General features: G+C 40.7%; 22 protein-coding genes. 11 read left to right on the top strand and 11 right to left on the bottom strand.

Annotated features, from left to right (window positions below; all coding sequences use genetic code 11):
• Window positions 1-291 precede the first annotated feature (291 nt).
• The 3 genes from GJS41_RS07785 to murI are packed head-to-tail and all read left to right on the top strand — an operon-like array spanning window position 292 to window position 3,046.
• Window positions 292-876 carry a TRAP transporter small permease subunit gene (locus GJS41_RS07785; RefSeq protein ID WP_154246712.1) on the top strand — a complete coding sequence of 195 codons (585 nt, stop codon included), beginning with the start codon at window positions 292-294 and terminating at the stop codon, window positions 874-876.
• Window positions 869-2,254, top strand: a complete 1,386-nt coding sequence (locus tag GJS41_RS07780; RefSeq protein ID WP_154246711.1) for a TRAP transporter large permease subunit — start codon at window positions 869-871, stop codon at window positions 2,252-2,254. The genes GJS41_RS07785 and GJS41_RS07780 overlap by 8 nt, the downstream gene beginning before the upstream one ends.
• Entirely contained in the window at window positions 2,255-3,046 is a 792-nt protein-coding gene (gene murI / locus GJS41_RS07775) for a glutamate racemase (protein ID WP_154246710.1), read from the top strand.
• A gap of 233 nt (window positions 3,047-3,279) precedes the next feature.
• On the opposite strand, the gene GJS41_RS07770 is transcribed toward murI, so the two are convergent.
• Window positions 3,280-4,398, bottom strand: coding sequence for a TRAP transporter substrate-binding protein (locus GJS41_RS07770; protein WP_370515657.1), 1,119 nt, complete (start codon window positions 4,396-4,398; stop codon window positions 3,280-3,282).
• A gap of 90 nt (window positions 4,399-4,488) precedes the next feature.
• Between GJS41_RS07770 and GJS41_RS07765 the strand changes: the two genes are divergently transcribed.
• Entirely contained in the window at window positions 4,489-5,196 is a 708-nt protein-coding gene (locus tag GJS41_RS07765; protein WP_154246709.1) for a 2OG-Fe(II) oxygenase, read from the top strand.
• Window positions 5,197-5,264: 68 nt separating this feature from the next.
• Here GJS41_RS07765 and GJS41_RS07760 read toward each other — a convergent pair whose 3' ends face one another.
• From GJS41_RS07760 to uvrD, 3 genes are all read right to left on the bottom strand, one after another.
• Window positions 5,265-6,383: a S8 family serine peptidase gene (locus GJS41_RS07760; protein ID WP_154246708.1), complete on the bottom strand. Its 1,119-nt coding sequence runs from the start codon at window positions 6,381-6,383 to the stop codon at window positions 5,265-5,267.
• A 204-nt stretch (window positions 6,384-6,587) separates the two neighbouring features.
• Window positions 6,588-8,396, bottom strand: coding sequence for a S8 family serine peptidase (locus GJS41_RS07755; RefSeq protein ID WP_154246707.1), 1,809 nt, complete (start codon window positions 8,394-8,396; stop codon window positions 6,588-6,590).
• Window positions 8,397-8,692: 296 nt separating this feature from the next.
• A complete protein-coding gene (gene uvrD / locus GJS41_RS07750; protein WP_154246706.1) occupies window positions 8,693-10,867 on the bottom strand; it encodes a DNA helicase II in 2,175 nt (724 codons plus the stop codon).
• Between the two features lie 41 nt (window positions 10,868-10,908).
• On the opposite strand from uvrD, the gene GJS41_RS07745 reads away from it, so the two are divergent.
• The gene (locus tag GJS41_RS07745) at window positions 10,909-11,655 is read left to right on the top strand and encodes a 2-keto-4-pentenoate hydratase (RefSeq protein ID WP_154246705.1); all 747 of its coding nucleotides are present in this window, start codon (window positions 10,909-10,911) and stop codon (window positions 11,653-11,655) included.
• Window positions 11,656-11,661: 6 nt separating this feature from the next.
• A complete protein-coding gene (locus GJS41_RS07740) occupies window positions 11,662-12,615 on the top strand; it encodes a D-2-hydroxyacid dehydrogenase (RefSeq protein ID WP_154246704.1) in 954 nt (317 codons plus the stop codon).
• A 10-nt stretch (window positions 12,616-12,625) separates the two neighbouring features.
• Here GJS41_RS07740 and GJS41_RS07735 read toward each other — a convergent pair whose 3' ends face one another.
• The 7 genes from GJS41_RS07735 to GJS41_RS07705 form a co-directional block, all read right to left on the bottom strand.
• The gene (locus GJS41_RS07735; RefSeq protein ID WP_154246703.1) at window positions 12,626-13,156 is read right to left on the bottom strand and encodes a YHS domain-containing (seleno)protein; all 531 of its coding nucleotides are present in this window, start codon (window positions 13,154-13,156) and stop codon (window positions 12,626-12,628) included.
• Window positions 13,157-13,228: 72 nt separating this feature from the next.
• On the bottom strand, window positions 13,229-13,672 hold the full coding sequence (locus GJS41_RS07730; protein WP_154246702.1) for a YHS domain-containing (seleno)protein: 444 nt from the start codon (window positions 13,670-13,672) through the stop codon (window positions 13,229-13,231).
• An 82-nt stretch (window positions 13,673-13,754) separates the two neighbouring features.
• Window positions 13,755-14,411 carry an HAD-IA family hydrolase gene (locus GJS41_RS07725; protein ID WP_154246701.1) on the bottom strand — a complete coding sequence of 219 codons (657 nt, stop codon included), beginning with the start codon at window positions 14,409-14,411 and terminating at the stop codon, window positions 13,755-13,757.
• Complete coding sequence (xerC, locus tag GJS41_RS07720; protein WP_154246700.1) at window positions 14,408-15,307, bottom strand: tyrosine recombinase XerC; 900 nt, start codon at window positions 15,305-15,307, stop codon at window positions 14,408-14,410. The genes GJS41_RS07725 and xerC overlap by 4 nt, the downstream gene beginning before the upstream one ends.
• Before the next feature lie 45 nt (window positions 15,308-15,352).
• Complete coding sequence (locus tag GJS41_RS07715; RefSeq protein WP_154246699.1) at window positions 15,353-16,030, bottom strand: DUF484 family protein; 678 nt, start codon at window positions 16,028-16,030, stop codon at window positions 15,353-15,355.
• The gene (gene dapF, locus GJS41_RS07710) at window positions 16,027-16,869 is read right to left on the bottom strand and encodes a diaminopimelate epimerase (RefSeq protein ID WP_154246698.1); all 843 of its coding nucleotides are present in this window, start codon (window positions 16,867-16,869) and stop codon (window positions 16,027-16,029) included. The genes GJS41_RS07715 and dapF overlap by 4 nt, the downstream gene beginning before the upstream one ends.
• A 2-nt stretch (window positions 16,870-16,871) precedes the next feature.
• Complete coding sequence (locus tag GJS41_RS07705; RefSeq protein WP_154246697.1) at window positions 16,872-17,006, bottom strand: lipoprotein; 135 nt, start codon at window positions 17,004-17,006, stop codon at window positions 16,872-16,874.
• Between the two features lie 126 nt (window positions 17,007-17,132).
• Here GJS41_RS07705 and cyaY point away from each other — a divergent pair, with 126 nt between their 5' ends.
• The 5 genes from cyaY (at window position 17,133) to hemC (ending at window position 21,036) form a co-directional block, all read left to right on the top strand.
• On the top strand, window positions 17,133-17,468 hold the full coding sequence (gene cyaY / locus GJS41_RS07700; RefSeq protein WP_154246696.1) for an iron donor protein CyaY: 336 nt from the start codon (window positions 17,133-17,135) through the stop codon (window positions 17,466-17,468).
• A gap of 67 nt (window positions 17,469-17,535) precedes the next feature.
• Window positions 17,536-18,213: an alpha/beta hydrolase gene (locus GJS41_RS07695; protein WP_154246695.1), complete on the top strand. Its 678-nt coding sequence runs from the start codon at window positions 17,536-17,538 to the stop codon at window positions 18,211-18,213.
• A gap of 49 nt (window positions 18,214-18,262) precedes the next feature.
• Complete coding sequence (locus tag GJS41_RS07690) at window positions 18,263-19,303, top strand: sensor histidine kinase (RefSeq protein WP_154246694.1); 1,041 nt, start codon at window positions 18,263-18,265, stop codon at window positions 19,301-19,303.
• Window positions 19,304-19,313: 10 nt separating this feature from the next.
• Complete coding sequence (locus tag GJS41_RS07685) at window positions 19,314-20,012, top strand: LytTR family DNA-binding domain-containing protein (protein WP_154246693.1); 699 nt, start codon at window positions 19,314-19,316, stop codon at window positions 20,010-20,012.
• A gap of 94 nt (window positions 20,013-20,106) precedes the next feature.
• Window positions 20,107-21,036, top strand: coding sequence for a hydroxymethylbilane synthase (hemC, locus tag GJS41_RS07680; RefSeq protein ID WP_154246692.1), 930 nt, complete (start codon window positions 20,107-20,109; stop codon window positions 21,034-21,036).

The raw sequence follows: 21,036 nt of genomic DNA, 5'->3' as shown, positions 1-21,036 counted from the left end.
AATTCATTGGATCATTTACCCTTTTTTCAGTATCTTGGGAGTCCATGATCAATGGATTATCCACACAGACACAATTTCTGTGGATAACTCTGTGATAAAAAATTTAAAAAATTACTAATAATTGGAGTCTGAAGGAAAGAATGCACCCTGGAGCCTTGTTAAATAGCAAATAAAGCCTTTAAAAACAAATGGTTAGAAAATCAACTGAAAGCTCCTTATGAAGTCAAAATATGCTCCTGTGCACTTTCAACCTGTGGAAAAGCCTCTTTGTGCATTTCCTAAACAATCATAATGCAAACACTTTTTCTTATTCTTAAAGCGCTTATTACTACCATTGATTGGATAATCGAATGGGCTGGCAAAATCATTGCTTGGTTAACACTGTTTATGGTGCTAACCATTGTAACGGTTCTGGTTTTGCGTCATGGCTTCGACCTTAGTGCCATTTCACTTAAAGAGTCAGTAACTTATATGCACGCCATCGTCTTTATGCTTGGGGCTGCTTATACATTAAAGCATGATGAGCATGTACGAGTTGATGTCTTTTACCAAAAATTTAGCCCTAGAAAAAAATCTTGGGTTGAAATCTTAGGATTTCTATTTCTATTAACGCCAGTGTCTTGGTTTATCTATTACTACTCTTACCATACAGTCATTTTTAACTGGGCGTTAAAAACCGGTTCTAATGATCCTGGCGGAATCCCCTTCCTATATGTACTGATGGGTTTATTACTTATTTTGCCGCTAAGTCTTTTCATACAAGGTTTTGCCAATGCCTTACGGAACCTATTATTTTTATTAGACCAAGCCGATAACCCGCATAAGCGCTCGCATACTAGCACCCAAACTAATATTCAGGAGCAAGGTCATGTTTGAACTATTGATTGATATCTTGCCGCTATTATTATTCGCCACTGTTTGTTTGGTGCTTTTATTTGGCTACCCAGTAGCCATCAGTCTAGCCGGGGTTTCATTACTATTCGCCGCACTTGGCGTTTTCTTAGGAGTGATCGAGCCTACCCGCTTTAATTTCTTAGGTGGCCGTTTATTCAAAATAATGGAGCGCGGCACCTTAATCGCTATTCCACTCTTTATCTTTATGGGACTGATGCTAGAGCGGGCTAAAATTGCCGAAAATCTCTTAGAGTCGATGGCTACCTTATTTGGTAAGTTGCGCGGCGGCATGGGCATTGCTGTAACATTAGTTGGCATGTTGCTCGCTGCCAGCACTGGTATTGTCGGCGCTACAGTTGTCACCATGGGCTTATTGTCCTTACCCGCTATGTTAAAACGCGGTTATCAGCCAGAGTTATCCACTGGTGTTATTTGTGCTTCTGGTACTTTAGGACAAATTATTCCACCCTCAATTGTCTTAGTCCTGCTTGGCGATGTACTAGCTAACGCCATGACTGAAGCTAAAGGACAAGGGCTGAAAACCGACCAAGTAGCCTCTATTGGCGATCTATTTATGGGCGCAATCATTCCAGGCATGCTACTGGTTATTTCTTACATGATTTATGTGGCTTTCACTGCTTGGCGTCACCCAGAACGGGCGCCAGCAATTAAGCAAGACGAATCGATAAGCACTCGCCAAATTTATATCGCTGCGCTTAAAAATTTAAGCTTGCCGTTGATACTCATCGTCGCTGTACTAGGTTCCATTTTGAAGGGTTATGCGACCCCAACTGAAGCAGCAGCTATTGGCGCTTTAGGCGCAATTTTATTAGCCATTGGCCGCAAGCAATTTTCTCTTTCACGATTACAGGATGTTATGCGCAGCACTGTTAAAACCACTAGCATGGTCTTTTTGATTTTAATTGGCGCTTCAATTTTTTCTTTAGTCTTTCGCTTGTTAGGTGGTGATGAGATGATTCATCATTTCTTTAGCCAGCTCCCCGGCGGACTCTTTACAGCACTATTGATCGTCATGATCGTTATGTTCTTACTCGGTTTTATTTTAGACTTTATCGAAATTACTTTTGTGATAGTGCCTATAGTGGGGCCGGTTTTATTATTAATGGGTGCAGACCCTATTTGGTTAGGGGTATTAATTGCGATTAATTTACAAACGTCATTTCTAACACCTCCGTTTGGTTTTGCCCTATTTTATCTACGCGGAGTTGCCCCACCAGAAGTGACCACCCAGCATATTTATCGGGGCGTTATTCCTTTTATTATTATTCAAATCTTAGTTTTAATTTTAATCGCTGCCTGGCCCTCTCTTGCCACTTGGCTTCCTATGGTGATGAGCTAGATGTCCAAACAACCTATAGGTATTTTTGATTCAGGTGTAGGTGGCCTTTCTATTTTCAAGGTTATCAAACAACACTTGCCTAATGAAAATTTACTCTACTTTGCAGACTCTCAATACGCGCCTTATGGTGAACTGGATGAAAAAATATTAAAACAGCGCTGCTTATTTATTGCTGATTTTTTCATTCAAAAAAATGCTAAGGCGATGGTGGTTGCTTGCAACACTGCCACCGCATTAATGGCAGAATGGTTAAGGGCTGAATATGATATCCCTATCATTGCTATTGAACCTGCGATAAAGCCGGCTGCTCAGATCACAACAACTAATACCATTGGTGTTTTTGCAACACAACATACTTTAAATAGTGAGCGCTACCGCTCCTTGTTAAAACGTTTCGCGAAAGATAAAACTATTTACCAATCGGCTTGCGAAGGATTTGTTGAACAGGTTGAAAAAGGTGAACTCGATTCTTTAAGAACCATTGGCTTAATCGAGCAATACTTATTGCCAATGCTAGATAATAATATTGATACCTTAGTTTTAGGCTGTACACACTATCCTTTTTTAAGCGAGACCATTAAATTAGTTGCTGGCCAACACCCATTAACTATTATAGATAATGCCAATGCTGTTTCATTGCAAGCTACTCGCGTCTTAACCGAGCTAGGTCTATTAAATTTACACGCTCATGAATCGGATGCTTTTTTTTCCAGCTCTAACTCAAAAACATTACCAAGTGTATTTTCCGATTTATTATTAAAAAACACTCATGTAAATTATATTGCAGATTAAAAGCAACCCCATTAGCGATTGAATGTGCTGATAATATTTAAGAAATACATAAGCCAAGCCTTTGCTTTGCTCCGCTGCTAATGTATTTAAATAATTTTCAATTTGTTTACCTTGCTCTCTAGGCATTATTTCAGATGTTTTATTAATTGCGGGTAATACACGATTAAAATATAAATAATTTCCAACCGATAAAACTATAATAAACAAAACCAGTGTTATCCAAAATAGCAGCATTAACTTCGAGCACCATAATAGCTTTGTTCAGAAATTTTATGCCATTGACGCGCCTCATCTCTAAACTTAATAAATGAATTTAAAATTCTTTTATCTAAATCGGTTTTAGCTTGCTCAGCCAGCATTGCATCAGAAATCGTCGCTAATTCGTTTAGCACATCCTGCGGCAATTCTTTTAATATAACGCCATGCTTCTCCACTAAGGTTTGTAACGCTTCATTATTACGCGCTGTAAATTGTGAAAGCATATCAGCGTTAGCAGTACGGCAGGCATTAGTCACAATTTGCTGTAAATCTTCAGGGAGCTCTTCATAGGCCTTTTTATTAATAATGGCTTCTAAAGTAGTTCCTGGCTCATGCCAACCTGGATGATAATAATATTTCGCTGCCTTAAATAGACCAAAGGCTAAATCGTTATAAGGCCCAACCCATTCAGCAGCATCTATCACACCGGTCTCTAGTGAGGTAAAAACTTCTGAACCTGGCATTAATACTGGGATGCCTCCAGCGCGCTTCCACACTTCACCGCCTAAGCCAGGAATACGCATTTTTAACCCCTTCACATCGCCTAAAGAATTAATTTCTTTGTTAAACCAACCCGCCATTTGCACGCCAGTATTACCGGCAGGCTCAGGTATTAAACCTACTGGCTCATACAGCTCTCGCCATAACTCTAGACCGCCGCCATGCAATAGCCAGCCATTCATTTCTTGCGCATTTAAACCGAAAGGCACTGCAGCAAAGAAAGGGGCCATATTAAGTTTACCGCGCCAATAATAGGCTGCGCCATGTCCCATATGCGCAGCACCAATTGCTACCGATTCAAATGCTTGCAAAGCTGGCACTAGCTCCCCCGCGCCATAGACTTTCACCTGCATGCGACCGCCACTCATACTATTAATTAACTGCGCTAAATATTCAGCTCCTTCACCTAAACCAGCAAAGTTTTTTGGCCAGGTGGTAACCATGGTCCATTCAATAACTTTACCTTTATAATTTTTCTTAGTAGAAGTTTTGTTAACTTTAGTTTGTTCTTGTTGCTCACCTTGACCACAAGCTGTCAATCCCACTGCAGCAGCCGAAAGACCTAAGGTGTTTATAAATTTTCTTCTTTTCACGGGTCAAATATCCCTCAAAAACTACTGGCAACAATGTACCTACTATAATAGGCTATGGCAAATTATTACAAATTTATAAAAGGCTTTTCAATGTCTAGTTTCATCAATATTTACGAGAATGCTTTGTCGCCAGAATTTTGTCGTGCCTGCATCGATAAATTTGAGAAAAGTTCAAACAAACATCAAGGTGAGACTGGCCAAGGTGTTGATAAAATCAAAAAGAACAGCTTAGATTTAACTTGCACCAACTTCCCTGACGAGTGGAATGATGAGATGCAACATGTTAAGCAAGTTGTATTAAAAGGCTTGATTCATTATGTTCGACAAAATCCTTTCCTTTTAGCTGGCGCTGTTTCGCTTATGTATCAAAACCAAGACGGTGGTATGGAGCAATTAAGTTATGTTGATGTTGAGCAAATGGATGACGAAGCTTTAGGTAATTTTATCGGCGCTGTTTATCGCCTAGGCTCTGTAAATCTACAAAAGTATCATAAAGGTGAAGGCGGTTATTTTCATTGGCATTCTGAGCATTACCCGCACCCAACAGATCCACATCAAGATTCATTGCATAGAACTTTAGTCTGGATGTTTTATTTGAATGATGTTGACGAAGGTGGTGAAACTGAATTCTTTTACCAAAAATTTAAAAGCAAACCAAAACAAGGTTCCCTGGTCATTTTCCCGGGTGATTTTACCCATACTCATCGTGGTCAAAAACCTGTATCTAATGACAAATACATTTTTACTAGCTGGGTCTTATATAACCGTGCGCAAGATATGTACGGCGAATCGAAATAATCATTTCTCTACCATAAAAAAGCGCTCTTAAAGAGCGCTTTTTTTCTAGCTATATTTAAGCGCTATATTTAAAGCACAATAATTGGATAAGAACCGCCTCGGCCATCACTCACTGAGCCATCGGTTCTTGAACTTCCCATCATCAATACTGCACAAGCATGCGGAGATGCCATTGAAGTACCTGAAATAGTGTTAGTGCCACCGCTTTTCCATAATGAGAAAATACTCGAACCTGGTGCTGCATAATCAACATCATTACCATAGTTAGAGTACGATGCCCAAGTATCACCTTGCCCCATTGCAGCGATGGTATAAACATTATTACCATTGGCACTTGCTGGTGAGAAACCACTTGCGTTGCGAGCATCATTACCTGCTGCAATCACAAAGTGCGCATTAGTACTTCTCGCTGCAGCCTCAACCGCGGCATTAACAGCTCCGTCTGCTGGTCCGCCTAAACTCATGTTCACGCAATCACCTGATCCGGCTCTTGCCGCAACATGATCAACTCCCGCAATAATACCTGAGTAAGAGCCAGAACCACGACGATTTAAAACCCGAATCGGTACTACCGTAGCACCCTGCGCTACACCCAATGCACCAATACCATTATCAATAGCAGCTACTGTTCCAGCAACATGGGTACCGTGACCATTTTGATCTTCCATACCACCCTTAATTCCAGAGGCTACGAAACCTTGGCTTGCATCAACATTTAAATCAGGGTGATCTAAATCAATCCCGGAGTCTACAATCCAAGCTGTTTTACCAACTCCATTTACAGTGCCGCCAACTCGAGTGGTACCGTAAGAAACTTGCTGGCCTCCGCCACCGCCATCGCCGCCGCCAGGCTTACCTTTGAAGGAAGCGGTTACTATGCCATCTGGATACATGGCTTTAACGCTAGCGTCATCACCAAAAGCTTTTTGTGCCGCATGGCATGGCATATTAGCGGTGAATCCTTTTATTGAATGCTTATAGACATCGCGAACAGACGCATTACCGCGTCTTGTTAATGCATTGGCTAAGCCTTTTACTTGATTACCGTCGATGCTGTCTTGCAATTGAACGATACAACGATTCTGTACATTTAACAAATCAGTGTCGCCACCGAATGTTGGTTTATCTGCCATAGCCACATTGGCTACCGCCAGTGAAACTGCACCGGCTACTAATGTTAATTTCATTTCCTACCCCATATGTATTAATGAATTGTTATTTCTCATGAAACATGAGCATTAACTTTATACCAATTTCTTCAGTTCAGAACAATTCAAACTCATTAATAAAATTAATGGTCAAACCAGGACACCATTATAATTTTTATCCGCTTTAGTCATTCCTAAAAAAAACCCCGCATAAAGCGGGGTTCTTACTCTAATTTTTATTACTTATAGAGTTATTTCGTTAGTACATGCCGTTGTAGAACCAGACTCACATACTTTAAAGGTATTTGAAGAACCTTTAGATACGCTGTAAGAAGCTGAGCCATCATTCGCAGTTGAACCGTTGTTACTACCGTTGATGAATACGTCAACGCTAGAACCATTCAAACCACTCCAGCTAATATTAGCTTGGCGACCACCTTTAGAAGTGTTGCCAGTTAAAGTAGCGTCTCCACCTGGAGGGTCAACCGGACCACCATTACAGCCATTAGCAGTTAGGTAATCGCTAGTGGCTTTTGCTTTAGCAATACCATATCCGAAGTCTACGTCACGACCAGCTGGGCCAACATCTTGCGCTGCCGCTTTTAGTGCTTCACGAATCTCTTCACCTGTACAAGTTGGGTGATTTGACCATACTAATGCTGCTGTACCTGCAACCGTTGGTGTCGCCATTGAAGTACCTGAGAATACTGCATAGTCGCCAGCACCGCTTTCAATAGTTGCCGAAGCTGCACCTACGATAGCTGCACGATCTTCAAATGCTGCGCCTACTGCTGGAACTGTACCTTCTGCCCCAGTGATGTCCATGTTTACAGGACCTTCGCCAGCTACATTATTGATTACTACTGCTCCAACACCGCCAGAATTTGCACAGTTGTTGATTTTATCTGCAAAAGAAATGTTACCGCGGTCAATGATACAAACTTTACCATTCGCCCCAGAGTTAGTAGCTTCTGCTGTACCCATAAAGAATGTATCAGCGGTTACGCTACCAGTATTTGAGGTAGAAGCAACTGATACCGGTGTACCATCTACTGTCAATCCTGCAGAAACGCCAGTGCCCGAAGGTACTGTAGATAATACGTCTTGGCCACCTGCAGAAATCTCTACACAAATTCTTTCGTTAGTTACGGTTGTACGGTTTTTGCCACGACCAGAAGTCTGTTCACACGAAGGGAACTGAGAAGCTGCGTATTTCTCGTTGTCTTTGTTTACGCCACCAACCATCATAGAAGCTTCATAACCTGCTGGGTAAGAACGAGTAGTGTTACCGTCGTTACCTGCGGCTACTAACACGATACCGCCATTGTCTACGAAGTTTTGGATTGCATTTTCTTCTGTAGAGTTAGCACCACCGCCACCCAGTGACATATTGATGATGTTTGCGCCAGCTGCACCACATAGGTTAACCGCTTTAGCTAAATCTGAAGAGTAACCATAACCTGCTGCGTTGAATACTTTGATGATGTGCATGTCAACACCAGGAGCAACACCAATAATACCTACGCCATTGTCTGCTGCACCGATAGTACCCGCTACGTGAGTACCGTGAGCACCACCGTCACGGAACCAATCGCCCGTACCTGAATCGTTGTCACCCGTAATTCTTGAGAAATCGAAATCGTTGTTACGACCACCAGTTTCGCCATTATCACGCGCTAAACCAGAATCGATAACACAAACCTTCATGCCAGCATTTCTGTCTAATGTTAATTGGTCGCCTTCAACTTGCAAGTAGTTGTAAGGAAGAACCTGAACACTGTTAGGATTGCCGGCGCTATCAGAAAAGCTCATTGGAAAACGCTTTGCGTCAACTTCCATATTCTTGAAGCCTTTCTTGCCACGCATTGCGCTTTTGCCATTTTCATCCAGTTCAACCGCGAACCAGCCATTACCTTCAGCTTTTACGCTGTGGCCATTTTTAAGACCATTACCATTACTACCATCGTGCGTTACGATCATACGCTCTGCATGAGCAGCTGTGCCTAGTGCTAATAAAGAAGCAGCACATGCTAATTTCATTTTAAATTTCATAGTTACCCCAACGAATGAAATATTGTTATATAAAAAACCTCATTGCTATAAAACTTCTAAGCTTTATAGCAATGAGGTCTGACCTGTGATCTACATCACGCTTTGATTTTTACAATTCATTACATAAAAATCAATCATTATTTTTAATAATTCGAAGCATTATTTTTTCTAATATAAAAACTTAATACAAATCAATTAGTTAAAAAATATGGAATCATCTGGTCGGAGTTTTGACCAGTATTTGAAATCGTTAAATAATTTTTTTAGGGTCGGATTTTTTTATATTCTTACACAATTTAATTGATAGGTTCTAACTTTGCATAAGCCACCATTAATTTTTTCAAGCCTTCGCTTTCAAAATTAATCTGGACCGAGGCTTGGGGGCCATCGCCTTCATAATTAATGATGATACCCTTGCCAAACTTTGGGTGTTTTACCAATTGCCCTAAATAGAAACCCTCCGGGCCTTTCTTGCGGATAGGTGATTCCTTAACAAACACCGGTCTTTGCACCTGAGTATTAAGACGCACTTCGGTCAGGAGTTCTGAAGGTATTTCACGTACAAATCGTGATACTTGGGGGTAAGACTCCCGGCCAAATAAGCGACGCTTCTCCGCGTAGGTTAAATAAAGCTGCTTCATAGCTCGGGTAATGCCAACGTATGCGAGCCTCCTTTCTTCTTCTAATCCACCGGGCTCATCAACTGACATCTGGTGTGGAAATAATTTCTCTTCAACACCGGCGATAAAGACTAAAGGAAATTCCAAGCCCTTTGCTGAGTGTAAAGTCATCATCTGAACCGACTCTTGATACTCTTCCGCTTGATTATCTCCAGCTTCCAATGAAGCATGCGATAAGAATGCGGTTAATTCACTCATATCAGGAAGTTCTTCTGGTACCATTTCATCGGGATCAAATTCTCTAGCAGCATTGACCAATTCTTGCAGGTTTTCTTTGCGCGCCTGTCCTTTTTCACCTTTTTCTTTGGAATACATTTCAAGCAAGCCAGAATGCTCAATCACAATTTCGGTTTGTTCTCCTAGCTCTAGTTCTTGCGTATCCGAGTCCAGCTCATCTACTAACTTAATAAATCCCTCCAGAGCATTTCTTGCTCTTGGAGTTAACAACTGCTCACTTACCATTTTGGTAGCGGCCTGCCATAACGAAATTTGCTCTGCACGTGCAACTTCTCGAACCGAATCCACAGATTTTTGCCCTAAGCCACGCGCTGGTTGATTCACTACTCGCTCAAAAGAAGCATCATCATCGCGATTAGTCATTAAACGTAAATACGCCAAGGTATCTTTAACTTCTGCACGTTCGAAGAATCGCAAACCGCCATAAATTCTGTAAGGAATACCTTTGAGCAGCATGGCTTCCTCTAAAATTCTCGATTGAGCATTTGAGCGATATAAAATAGCAATATCGTTATAGGATTCACCCTGCTCTACCCAGTCCTGAATTCGTGAAGCGATAAAGCGCGCTTCTTCTTGCTCATTAAAGGCTGCATATAAACAAATAGGATCACCTTGATTTCCTTCCGTCCAAAGATTTTTACCCATGCGATCATTATTATTAGCAATAACGGCATTGGCCGCCTGCAAAATGGTAGAGGTAGAACGATAGTTCTGCTCAAGTCGAGAAACTTTGCAATCTGGAAAATCGTTTTCAAATTGCCGAATGTTTTCTATCTTGGCACCACGCCAACCGTAAATCGATTGATCATCATCACCCACTATCGTTATCCGATTGTTATCATTGGTCAGTAGCCTGATCCAGGCATATTGAATATGGTTAGTATCTTGAAATTCGTCGACTAATATATGCTGAAAACGATCTTGGTAATGCTTCAATAAAGTTGGGTTATTTGCCCACAGCTCATAGGCTCTTAGCAACAGCTCATTAAAATCGACTAAACCAGCCGTTTTGCAAGCTTCTTCATAAGCATAATAGATCTTAACCATAGTGCTAATAAAAAAGTCACCATGATGATGAATACTGCCCGGCCTTAATCCCTCATCTTTTTTAGCATTGATATACCATTGGGCTTGCTTTGGTGGCCATTCATTATCATCTAAATTAAGCTCTTTCATAACTCGCTTAATTACTCGTAATTGATCTTGTGAGTCAAGGATCTGAAACCCTTCGGGTAAACCAGCATCTTTGTAATGAGCACGTAACAAGCGATGAGCAATCGAATGAAAAGTACCTATCCACATTCCTCTGGCAGGCATTGCTAGCATATCTTCAACTCGTCCACGCATTTCGTGCGCGGCTTTATTAGTAAAAGTTACTGCCAAGACGCTATGAGCAGAAACATGCTCCACCTGAACCAGCCACGCGATTCTATGCACCAATACCCGAGTTTTACCAGAGCCTGCTCCCGCTAAAACTAGCAAAGCCTTGTTCGGCGCAGTAACCGCTTCTTTTTGCGGATCGTTTAAGGAATCGAGTATGCTAGCGGCATCCATTTGAGTTATGCTTATTAAAAATATTCAGTGTTAACTATTCTATGAAAAAACTGACAGCATTATTAGCTTTTTCGTTATTTTCTTGTTCTTCAGTTATTAAATTTGAAAATCAAGATTCTATTTCACTAGCTTATGTCCAACAAAAATCATTAGTCGAAAACTCTAATAAAACCATTATTGGCTATAAAGCAGGGCTCACCTCAAAAGTAGGGCAAGCTAAGTTTGGTGTTACTGAGCCAGTAGCCGGTGTTTTATTCAAATCGGGTTTGTCCACTAACCGACAAGCCTACCAATTAGCTCATTACCAAAAACTTATGTTGGAAACAGAAATTGGCTTTACCCTTAATTCTGATTTAAACCATTCGATCAATAAACCTGAACAGCTTCACAAGATTATCGACACAGTTTTTCCAGTGATTGAATTACCAAATTTAGCCTATCCTGATCTAAGCAAAGTAACAGGATTAACATTAATAAAAACCAATGTTGCTACTAACCAAATATTAATTGGTAGACAACAGCCGCTTGGCGATATTCAATTAAATGCTATTCAAACCCAATTATTACGCAACGGACAAACCTTAATTCAAGGTCAGGCTACAGATGCCATGGGTGATCAATTAATCGCTTTGCAGTGGCTGCTGAATCGATTAATAAAATCAGGCTATAGTATTAAAAAAGGGGATATTTTAATCACTGGCGCTTTGGGCAGCATGATCCCAGCACAAGTTGGCCAGTACGATGCCGATTTTGGTCCATTAGGCCAACTCTCTTTTTCTATTAGGTAATTATTCATGACGACAGCAGTTCTTTTAGACGCCGATACTTTGGGCAACTGGCAAGGGAATGAAAGCGATCCAGGATTTGTTGACCTGTCGCCAATGGCCAATTTATTTACCCACTTTAAAGCTTATCCTTTAACCTCTCCGGAACAACGCCTAGAGCGCTGTAAAGATGCGCAAGTTATCATCACCAATAAAGTGATCTTAGACAAAGCCTTGTTAGAGCAATTACCTGAGTTAAAAATCATTCAACTAACAGCAACTGGAATGAATAATGTAGATTTAGAGGCCTGTAAAGAATTAGGTATTACAGCACTCAACGTCGAAGACTATTCAAGCTTTACCGTCGCTCAGTTGGCCTTCCAATTTATTCTGAATTTTGCGACTCGCACCATTGAGCATAATGCATTAGTCAAATCTGGAGCTTGGCAAACAAGCCGCGTTTTCACTTTAACCAATTACCCGACTATAGAAGTTGCTGGCAAAAATTTATTGATTATTGGGCAAGGTAATATTGGCAAAAATTTAGCTAAAATGGCACAAGCATTTCAAATGAATGTGCAGTTCGCTCAATTGCCAAATCGTCCAAAGCGTGACAATCAAGTTTCATTGGAAGATGCTATCAAACAAGCCGACTTTATTAGCCTCAATTGCCCTTTATCTGATGATACTTATCAGATGGTCGATAGTGGTTTTTTGCAGAAAATGAAAACCTCTGGATATTTAATAAATACAGCCAGAGGTCCAATTATTAATGAAGAAGATTTAGCTAGCGCTTTAGAGAAAAAAATCATTGCTGGAGCGGCATTGGACGTCCTATCTCAAGAACCTCCAGAAAAAGACAATCCGTTGCTAGTAAAAGATTTGTCTAATCTGGTAGTCACTCCACACATTGCTTGGGCTTCACAAGAAGCTAAACAACGTTTAATAGCTAAAATCAAACTTCAACTTGAGGCTATCATTTAGCTCATTAAATTTAATTAACTAGTTGCTGAAGTTTTGGCTCCGCTGTTTTCACTTTTTCAGTTGCAATCGCTTTAGCGGGCTCAGATGCCTTTGGAGTTTCGCCAAAAGTTTCTACTAGGTGATTCTCCCAATAGCCATCAGCTTGCGCGATCAAATCTCCTTGCTCCGTTCTCCAGGTGGCACGAGTTCTTGAACTGTAATTTAAATACAACTTATCATCAATGATGGTCCAAGCTTTAGGATCAATTTTTAAAAAACGATCGCCAGACATGGCTTTTGCACAATAACCACCGTATTGTGGCACATATTTTTCCGGATCCGCTTTAAACAAATCACGATTCTCTTCCGAGGCAAAGCGCCACTCAGCGCCGCCATACTTATGAGTAATTTTCTTACTACCACGTACCGCATCACTTTGAGTATAATAAGCCACAACATCATAGCCACGAATAGCGCCTGAACTGCGCCCTTGATAAAAGCGATCTTTTGCAAACGCTTCTACAGAAAATAAAACTAACAATAAACCAATTACATATTTCATTTTTAATGACCTCTCATTTACTAATACATAATTGAGTCAATAAAAAAGGCTATGTTACATAGCCTTTTAAAATTATTGGTTTTCTTGCCAATAGTTTTTCCAATTATCGTCTGCTTCTAGAATAAGCGCAGCCTTATCTTCCAACCAATGTTTTTGTACCGACTTACTGTAGTTCAAATAAAGTTTGCCATCTTCGATATGCCAAGCCTCTCCATCAACCGATACGAATCGATCGGCAGACATTGCAAAAGCACAGTAGCCGCCATACTGCGGTTCATATTTTTCCGGATTAGCCTTGAATAATTCTCGATTCTCTTCTGAAGCAAATCGCCACTTAGCACCTTTATACTCAAAAGTAATTTTTTTACTGCCCTCTACCGCCTTACCTTCCGTGAAATAAGCAACAGCATCATAGCCATCAATGGCACCACCAAAAAAACTCGAATAAACCGCATCTTCTTTGGCCATTACAGAAGTTGAAAATAACAAGGTAAATATAACTAATAATTTTTTCATAATAATTCCTAAATATAAGCTTCGTGTAATAGAAACATAGTTTTGAGCTTTGTTACAACGTCAGTTCTCAGTTTACAAATTTTTAAATTTCCAACAATTGAGGTACTTCTTTAATGCTCATTTCTAATGATTGAACCCCAGCCGCTTTTGCACTCATTACATCGGTTAAAATGCTATCGCCAATATGTACTAACTGCCCCCCATCTATTTGGTAATGTTCTAATAAGTTACTGAGCATTTCCGCCGAGGGCTTAGCCCGACCATGAATACCTGCGATCAAGTGCCGATCAAAATAATCACTTAGCCCAACTTTTTTTAAATTCGAGTTACCATTGCTAGTCGCCACCAAAGTATATTTCCTGGCTAAATACTCTAGTACTCGGTGTGTTGTTTCTGGAATTACTATTTGATTACGCCAATGATAAAAAATTGCAAAGGCAGGATTCACTAAAGATATGTCGCCATTAACTTCTTGCAGTACCTGCTTAATTACTGCTTTTCGTAAAACCGTCATATTTTCATATTCAGGCTGTTCCAGTTCTATTAATTGCTCGGTAATTCGCTCCATTGAATCAATCGTAAAGTGCTTCTTAATTAAAGGCTCGCGCTGACAGAGGTATTGATACGACTCTGCTAAACACTTTTCTATAACTCCAGAGTTATCCCATAGCGTATCATCGAGGTCAAAGCTGATAACTTTTATTTGATGCCACTCGATTGATTCTATTGTGCTAGTCATTCTTTCTTCTTCTTGGCTCGCGGATGAGCAGCATCATAAGTCTTGGCTAAATGCTGAAAATCTAAATGTGTGTACACCTGGGTGGTGGCAATACTGGCGTGACCTAACAGCTCTTGTACTCCTCTTAAATCACTTGATGACTCTAAGACATGGGTTGCACAAGAATGGCGAAGCTTATGCGGGTGCAATCGATCATTTAACCCTAAAGCTTTTCCCCAGTGAGCTAACCTTTGTTGGATGCCACGTTGGCCAAACCTATCGCCATTTTTATTTAAAAACAAGGCTTGCTGCGACTCATCTTTGAGTAAAGTAAAGCGCTCTTTCAACCAACTTTTGATGGCTTTAATGGCAGTGGCACCTACAGGGACCTGTCGTTCTTTTTTACCCTTACCTAATACCCTCAATTCTGTATTTGCTATATCCAAATCAGCCAGATCAACTCCCACCAATTCACTTAAGCGAATTCCAGAGCTGTAAAACAATTCCATAATGGCTTTATCTCGAATTTCTAACACTGTATTCGTTGGCATTGTATCGAGCAATTGACTCAATGAATCTACATCTATATTTCGCGGCAAACGCTTTGCCTTTTTTGGGCCACGAACCCCTTTAGCAGGGTTATCCAGAGTTATTTTATTAGCAATCAGATAATCAAAAAACTTACGAATAGCAGATAGCATTAAAGCAATAGTTGGCGCAGAAGCTCCTTTCCTGTGAGTTTCTGCCACCAGCATACGCATGTCTTGCGATTGAATTGAAGAATATTTGACTAAGGATTTACGTTCACAAAAATCTTGTAAACGCATTAATTGTCGCCTGTAATTAGAAATCGTATGCTCGGAGTAATGCCTCTGATGACTTAAATAATCTAAATAGGCATCAATATCATTTTGCATACTTTTAGTATTGCCTCGATTGATTCTCGGTACTTTCAACTCTCGCTATTCTTGGTATTTCTCCATACAAGAATACATCACATCGCCAATCAAGCGAAGGAACAAGGTCCCTAAATCGGCAGTAAATAAATTAGCATCCTTAGATCCTAAAGCTATAATTCCCATTTGCGCGCCTTCTCCTAACGGAATTAGGGCATATGACTCTATGGACTTTTCGCCATCAAAAATTTGTACGCTACTATCTGTGACTCGACCACAAGCAGGCTCTTCAGTAATAAACCTTTGATCGGATAATTGTTGAATGGTTGCTAACTCACCGTAGTTAACGTGATTTAAAGTACCACTAGGATCAAACAACCAAATACGACATGCATCTAAACCAAAACCATTGATCATTTGATGTTGTAGTGAATCTACCAATTCCTGTTCTGAGCGAGCAGAAATCAACTTTACTGATAGATTGCTGGCTCTTAACAAGAGCTCGCTATTGTCATTTGCCGTTTGCATCAACACCTTTAACTGTGCTTTTAACTGCTGCTCACGCTCTCGCAAATTCAAAATTTGCTTTTCTACCAAAGATACAGAACCATAAACATTGTGGTTCAACTTAATTTTATTGAGCAACTCATCATGGTAATGAAAAAAATCAGGGTTTTTTTCTAAATACTCGACAACTTTTTGTTCAATGATGCCATTTCTCGGAAGTCTCTTATCCGGATTCATAGTTCAATTTGCCCCTCAAATACCCATTTCGCCGGCCCAGTCATTTTTACTTCATCGCTATGATTTTGACTAGTGCCCCCCCACTCTATCCATAGGCTACCACCTGGTAGTATTACTTTCACCCGCTTTTCCGTTAAGTTTTGTAGTCTACTCACCACCATTGCTGCACAAGCACCGGTTCCGCATGCTAGCGTCTCGCCAACTCCACGTTCAAACACTCTGAGCTTGATAGTTTCCCTATCCATAATTTGCATGAAACCAATGTTTGCCTGCTCAGGAAAATAGCTATGCTGACTTAAAGCTGGTCCAGTTTTTTCGACCGTCGCCTTTTCAATATCTGGCACTGTTATCACACCATGCGGATTGCCCATAGACAGAGCCGCAGTTTGATAGCGTACACCTTCAACTTCCAGCCCATAACTCAGTGCTTTTTGCGCATACCTTAACGGAATTTGCTCTGGCTCAAATTTTGGGGCTCCCATGTTAATAGAGACTAAACCATTATCTTCAAGCTCGGCTTGCATGGTTGCGGTATTAGTGGATAAACGTAATTGTTTTTTCCAGCTTAAACCGCGCTGGCGAACATACTTCGCCACACACCGAGCCCCGTTGCCACAATGTCCTGACTCACTACCATCTGAATTAAAAATTCTAAAGTGAAAGTCTGTTTCAGGATGTTGTGGCGCCTCAATCAATATTAATTGATCAAAACCAATCCCAAAATTTCGGTGACTTAAGCGGCTAATTTGTGCCTGATTTAAGAAAACCGATTGATTAATACCATCGATGACCATGAAGTCATTGCCAAGCCCGTGCATCTTACTAAAGTGCAATAACATCTTTATCGACGCTCTGTGACTGCTTGTGGAGCAGGTTCAGGTTGGCGAAGCGGACCTTTTTGTCCGCATGCGGCTAAAATAGTGGTCACAAAACAGGCAATGATAATGCCAGATCCAAGACGTTGGATTTTTTTCATAACAGGCCAGCAATTCGCTTAATTTGAATGCTCAATATCTTGCATCAGCTTGGCAATATCTGCAAGATAAGTTTACAATCTAAGGATTAAAACCTTACCCAATTAAGCCTGAGACTTATACAGCCAATGAACTCGAGCGAATTTAATCAAAAAATTGACGACACCTTATTAGTTATTGAAGATGCGATAGAAGCATTGATTCAAGAGACCGATATGGATTTGGACTATGAAACCAGCTCCGGGATTCTAACTATCAGTTTAGGTGCAGGCGGCAAATTAATCCTCAATCGCCAAGCCCCTGTTCAGCAATTATGGTTAGCTGCTAAAAGTGGTGGCTATCACCTAGATTGGAAAAATGATGATTGGTATAGCGATCGTGATCATGAGTCTTTGCATGACCTATTTAACCGTGTCTTTACTGAGCAAACTGGTATTAAAGCTAACTTCCAGTTTGATTATTAAAGCTCGTCTGAGCTTTACCTTTAATATCTATTACCGTAACCACTAAACTCTAGAAGTAACTATGCCTATGTCAGAATCTAAATTATTAGACAGCGTTATCCTTGAACCTAAATCGGAGCACAAAGCGACTGTTATTTGGTTGCACGGTCTTGGTGCCGATGGTCATGATTTCGAACCGATTGTGCCACAGCTACAACTGCCTGAATCTTTAGGGATCAAATTTATCTTTCCGCATGCCCCGATTATTCCAGTAACCATTAACAATGGTTATCCTATGCGAGCGTGGTACGACATTCGTAATGCCGATTTGGCGCAAAGAGAAGACCAAAAAGGAGTCAAACAGTCAGCAGGCTTTATAATGGAGTTCATCCAAGCAGAACTGGATAACGGTATTCCTGCAGATAAAATTATCTTAGCAGGCTTTTCTCAAGGCGGCGCAGTGACGTTACACTTGGCCACTCGCTTAGACTTTAAAATCGCTGGAGTGATTGCTTTATCTACCTACCTAACCATGGCTGATCACTTAGCTGAAGAGAAAGCTGACGCCAACCTTGCCACTCCTATTTTTATGGCTCATGGCTCACAAGATCCAGTGGTGCCTATGCAGCGCGCTCAATTTAGCGCTAAAACGCTAACGGATAGTGGTTTTCAAGTTTTATGGCAAGACTATCCAATGCCACATGCGGTTTGCCCCCCTGAAATCACCGCAGTTAGTCAATACATTCAGCGTCAATTAACTGATTGAGTCTTGATTTTATTGGCTTTTTTGCTTCAAATCAGCGACTATTAGCCAAATGAGCAAGGATACCACCAAAGTTTTACCTACCATGTCAGAGCTCCCTGATTTTTGTCAGGTGAGCATTTTGTATCTCACTGTTATTGCTTGCTTGTTATTAGCCTTGCTCATGGCATTGGTTATTGATAATTGGCGCCTTAGCTTTTGGCTAAACCTATCCAGCTTTGCACTGTTTAATTTATGGACCGCTTTAACCAGCGTCGGTATTTTATGCCTCATAAAAAAACGTTTTGCCGAACTTAATTTACAACAGTTTTCTTTAGTCGCTCTTATCACTACCGTGTTAGTTGCGATTATATACAGCTTGCTCCTGATGACTTATCTCACTGGTGAAATTAATCTTTGGACTCTGTTTAGAAATACCGCTATTGCCTTTATCGTCAGTAGTATTTTTTTCCGCTACTACTACTTACAGCAATACAATCAGTTAAAAATTCAAGCAGAAGCGGAAGCCAGGGTACAAGCATTACAATCGCGAATACGCCCACATTTTTTATTCAATAGCTTAAATACTTTGGCCAATCTAGCGCCCGTGGACTCGCAAAAAACCGAAGAATCTATTTTAGATTTAGCGGATATTTTTCGTGCCAGTATGCAACGTTCCGATAAATTGATCCCATTTGCAGATGAAAAACAGCTTTGTAATCAGTACTTACAGCTAGAGAAGCAGCGACTTGGAGAAAGGCTTGAGTATGAGTGGCAAACGGATACTATTCGCGACTCAGTACCTTTTCCACCTTTATTATTGCAGCCCATTATTGAAAATGCCGTTTATCATGGGGTGCAAAATCGCACCGATGGCGGCAAAATTTTAATTAAAGGTTTAAGTACCAAACAGCATATTCAACTTGAAATTACCAATCCGTTGCCTAGTTCTACCGAGTCTATTCATAAGGGCAATTCATTGGCCTTAAAGAATATTCGTCAACGCTTAGAAGTGCTCTATCAAGGTCGTGCAGAATTAAACTATCATCAATCAGCAGACACTTTTTACTGCATTATAAAAGTGCCTAAAAAAGCCAGTTTTAATTTCGAGTAAGAAGGATCTTATGCATCACTTAAACCAGCTATCCGTTTTAATTGTCGATGATGAGGCTCCTGCTCGCCAACGTTTACAACGTCTTATTAGTTCGATTGATATACTCAATGCCATCGGCGAGGCTGAGAATGCAGAAACCGCCATCAAGGAAATACAAGCGCAACAGCCAGATTTAGTATTTTTAGATATTTCGATGCCTAGTATGAATGGTATTCAATTGGCCAACTGGCTTTCCGAGCAATATCCAGCGGTAAAAATCATCTTCACCACTGCCTATGACGAGTATGCACTAGAAGCCTTTGACGTCAATGCTACTGACTACCTGCTAAAACCGATCAGACGCGAACGCTTACAAAAAGCCGTACAAAAACTAATCCCTGAAACGACTACTTTTTATAGCATCAAAGATGGCCAATCCACTTATCGGCTAAATATTCAGGACATTATCTGGTTACATGCAGATCAAAAATATACCGAAATACATACCAAAGAAAGAACTTACCTAACCAATGACAGCCTTAAAGATTTTGAACATGCCTACCCTAACATTTTTTTGCGCATACATCGCTCAAGTCTTATCAATCCAAAATTTCTACAAGGAGTAGAGCAGCATCGACAAACCATGCTGGCTTTACTCAATGAAACTGACAACAAACCCGAAGTTAGTCGACGCCACCAGGCCGATATACGCAATTTCCTTAAAGTCTAACTTTTGATTGTTGAATTAATTCAATAGATCAGCAGGCATTAAAGGCTTTATTTATGATAAGATTTGCTTATTGAATATCACTCAAAAGTAATACATGAGTACCAACACTTTACGCATCGCAACCCGCCAAAGCCCGTTAGCGTTATGGCAAGCAGAATACGTTCAATCAGAACTCAAAAAACACCACCCCGAGCTTAAAGTTGAGCTGGTACCTATGACCACTCAAGGTGACAAAATTCTTGGCACACCCCTTACTAAAATCGGTGGTAAAGGACTATTCGTTAAAGAACTTGAGCAGGCCATGTTAGATGGTCGAGCCGATATCGCGGTTCATTCAATGAAAGATGTCCCCTATAAATTTCCAGAAGGACTAGAATTAAAAGTCATCTGCCCGCGAGAAGATCCAACCGATGCTTTTGTTTCTAATCGCTATAATAATATAGATGAATTGCCTGTTGGCGCGATTGTTGGTACTTCTAGCATGCGCCGTAAAATACAAATTCTGGCGCTAAGACCCGATCTGTTAATTAAAGATTTACGCGGAAATGTAGGTACCCGCCTATCTAAACTCGATAACGGTGAATACGATGCCATTATTCTTGCTTCAGCTGGGCTTAAGCGCTTAAAACTATCAGAGCGAATTGCTTCTAGCATCAGTCCTGAACAAATGCTACCCGCTCCAGGGCAAGGAGCCGTTGGTATTGAAGCCCGAAGCAATGACCCAGCACTTGATCGGATTCTAGCGCCATTGAACGATAGCGATACCCAATTAAGAGTATTAGCTGAGCGCCGCATTACCGAAACTCTCGAGGCAAGTTGCCAGGTTCCTGTCGCTGCTTTTGCGACTTTAGATAACGATCATATGCAATTAAAAGCTCTAGTGGGCGCGAGTGATAATAGTATGATATGGGCTGAAGCCAGCGGTCATAAGCAGGAAGCCGTCACTTTGGGTAATCAAGCTGCTGAAAAATTGGTGGTTCAAGGCGCACATCAATTGATGCAAGCTTATATTGACGAGCAGTAA

Origin of the sequence: Kangiella sp. HZ709 (assembly GCF_009674675.1) — a bacterium.
Classification (GTDB): Bacteria; Pseudomonadota; Gammaproteobacteria; order Enterobacterales; family Kangiellaceae; genus Kangiella.
Note: the sequence above shows the minus strand (reverse complement) of the source record. Positions and strands in the feature narration are given on the sequence as shown.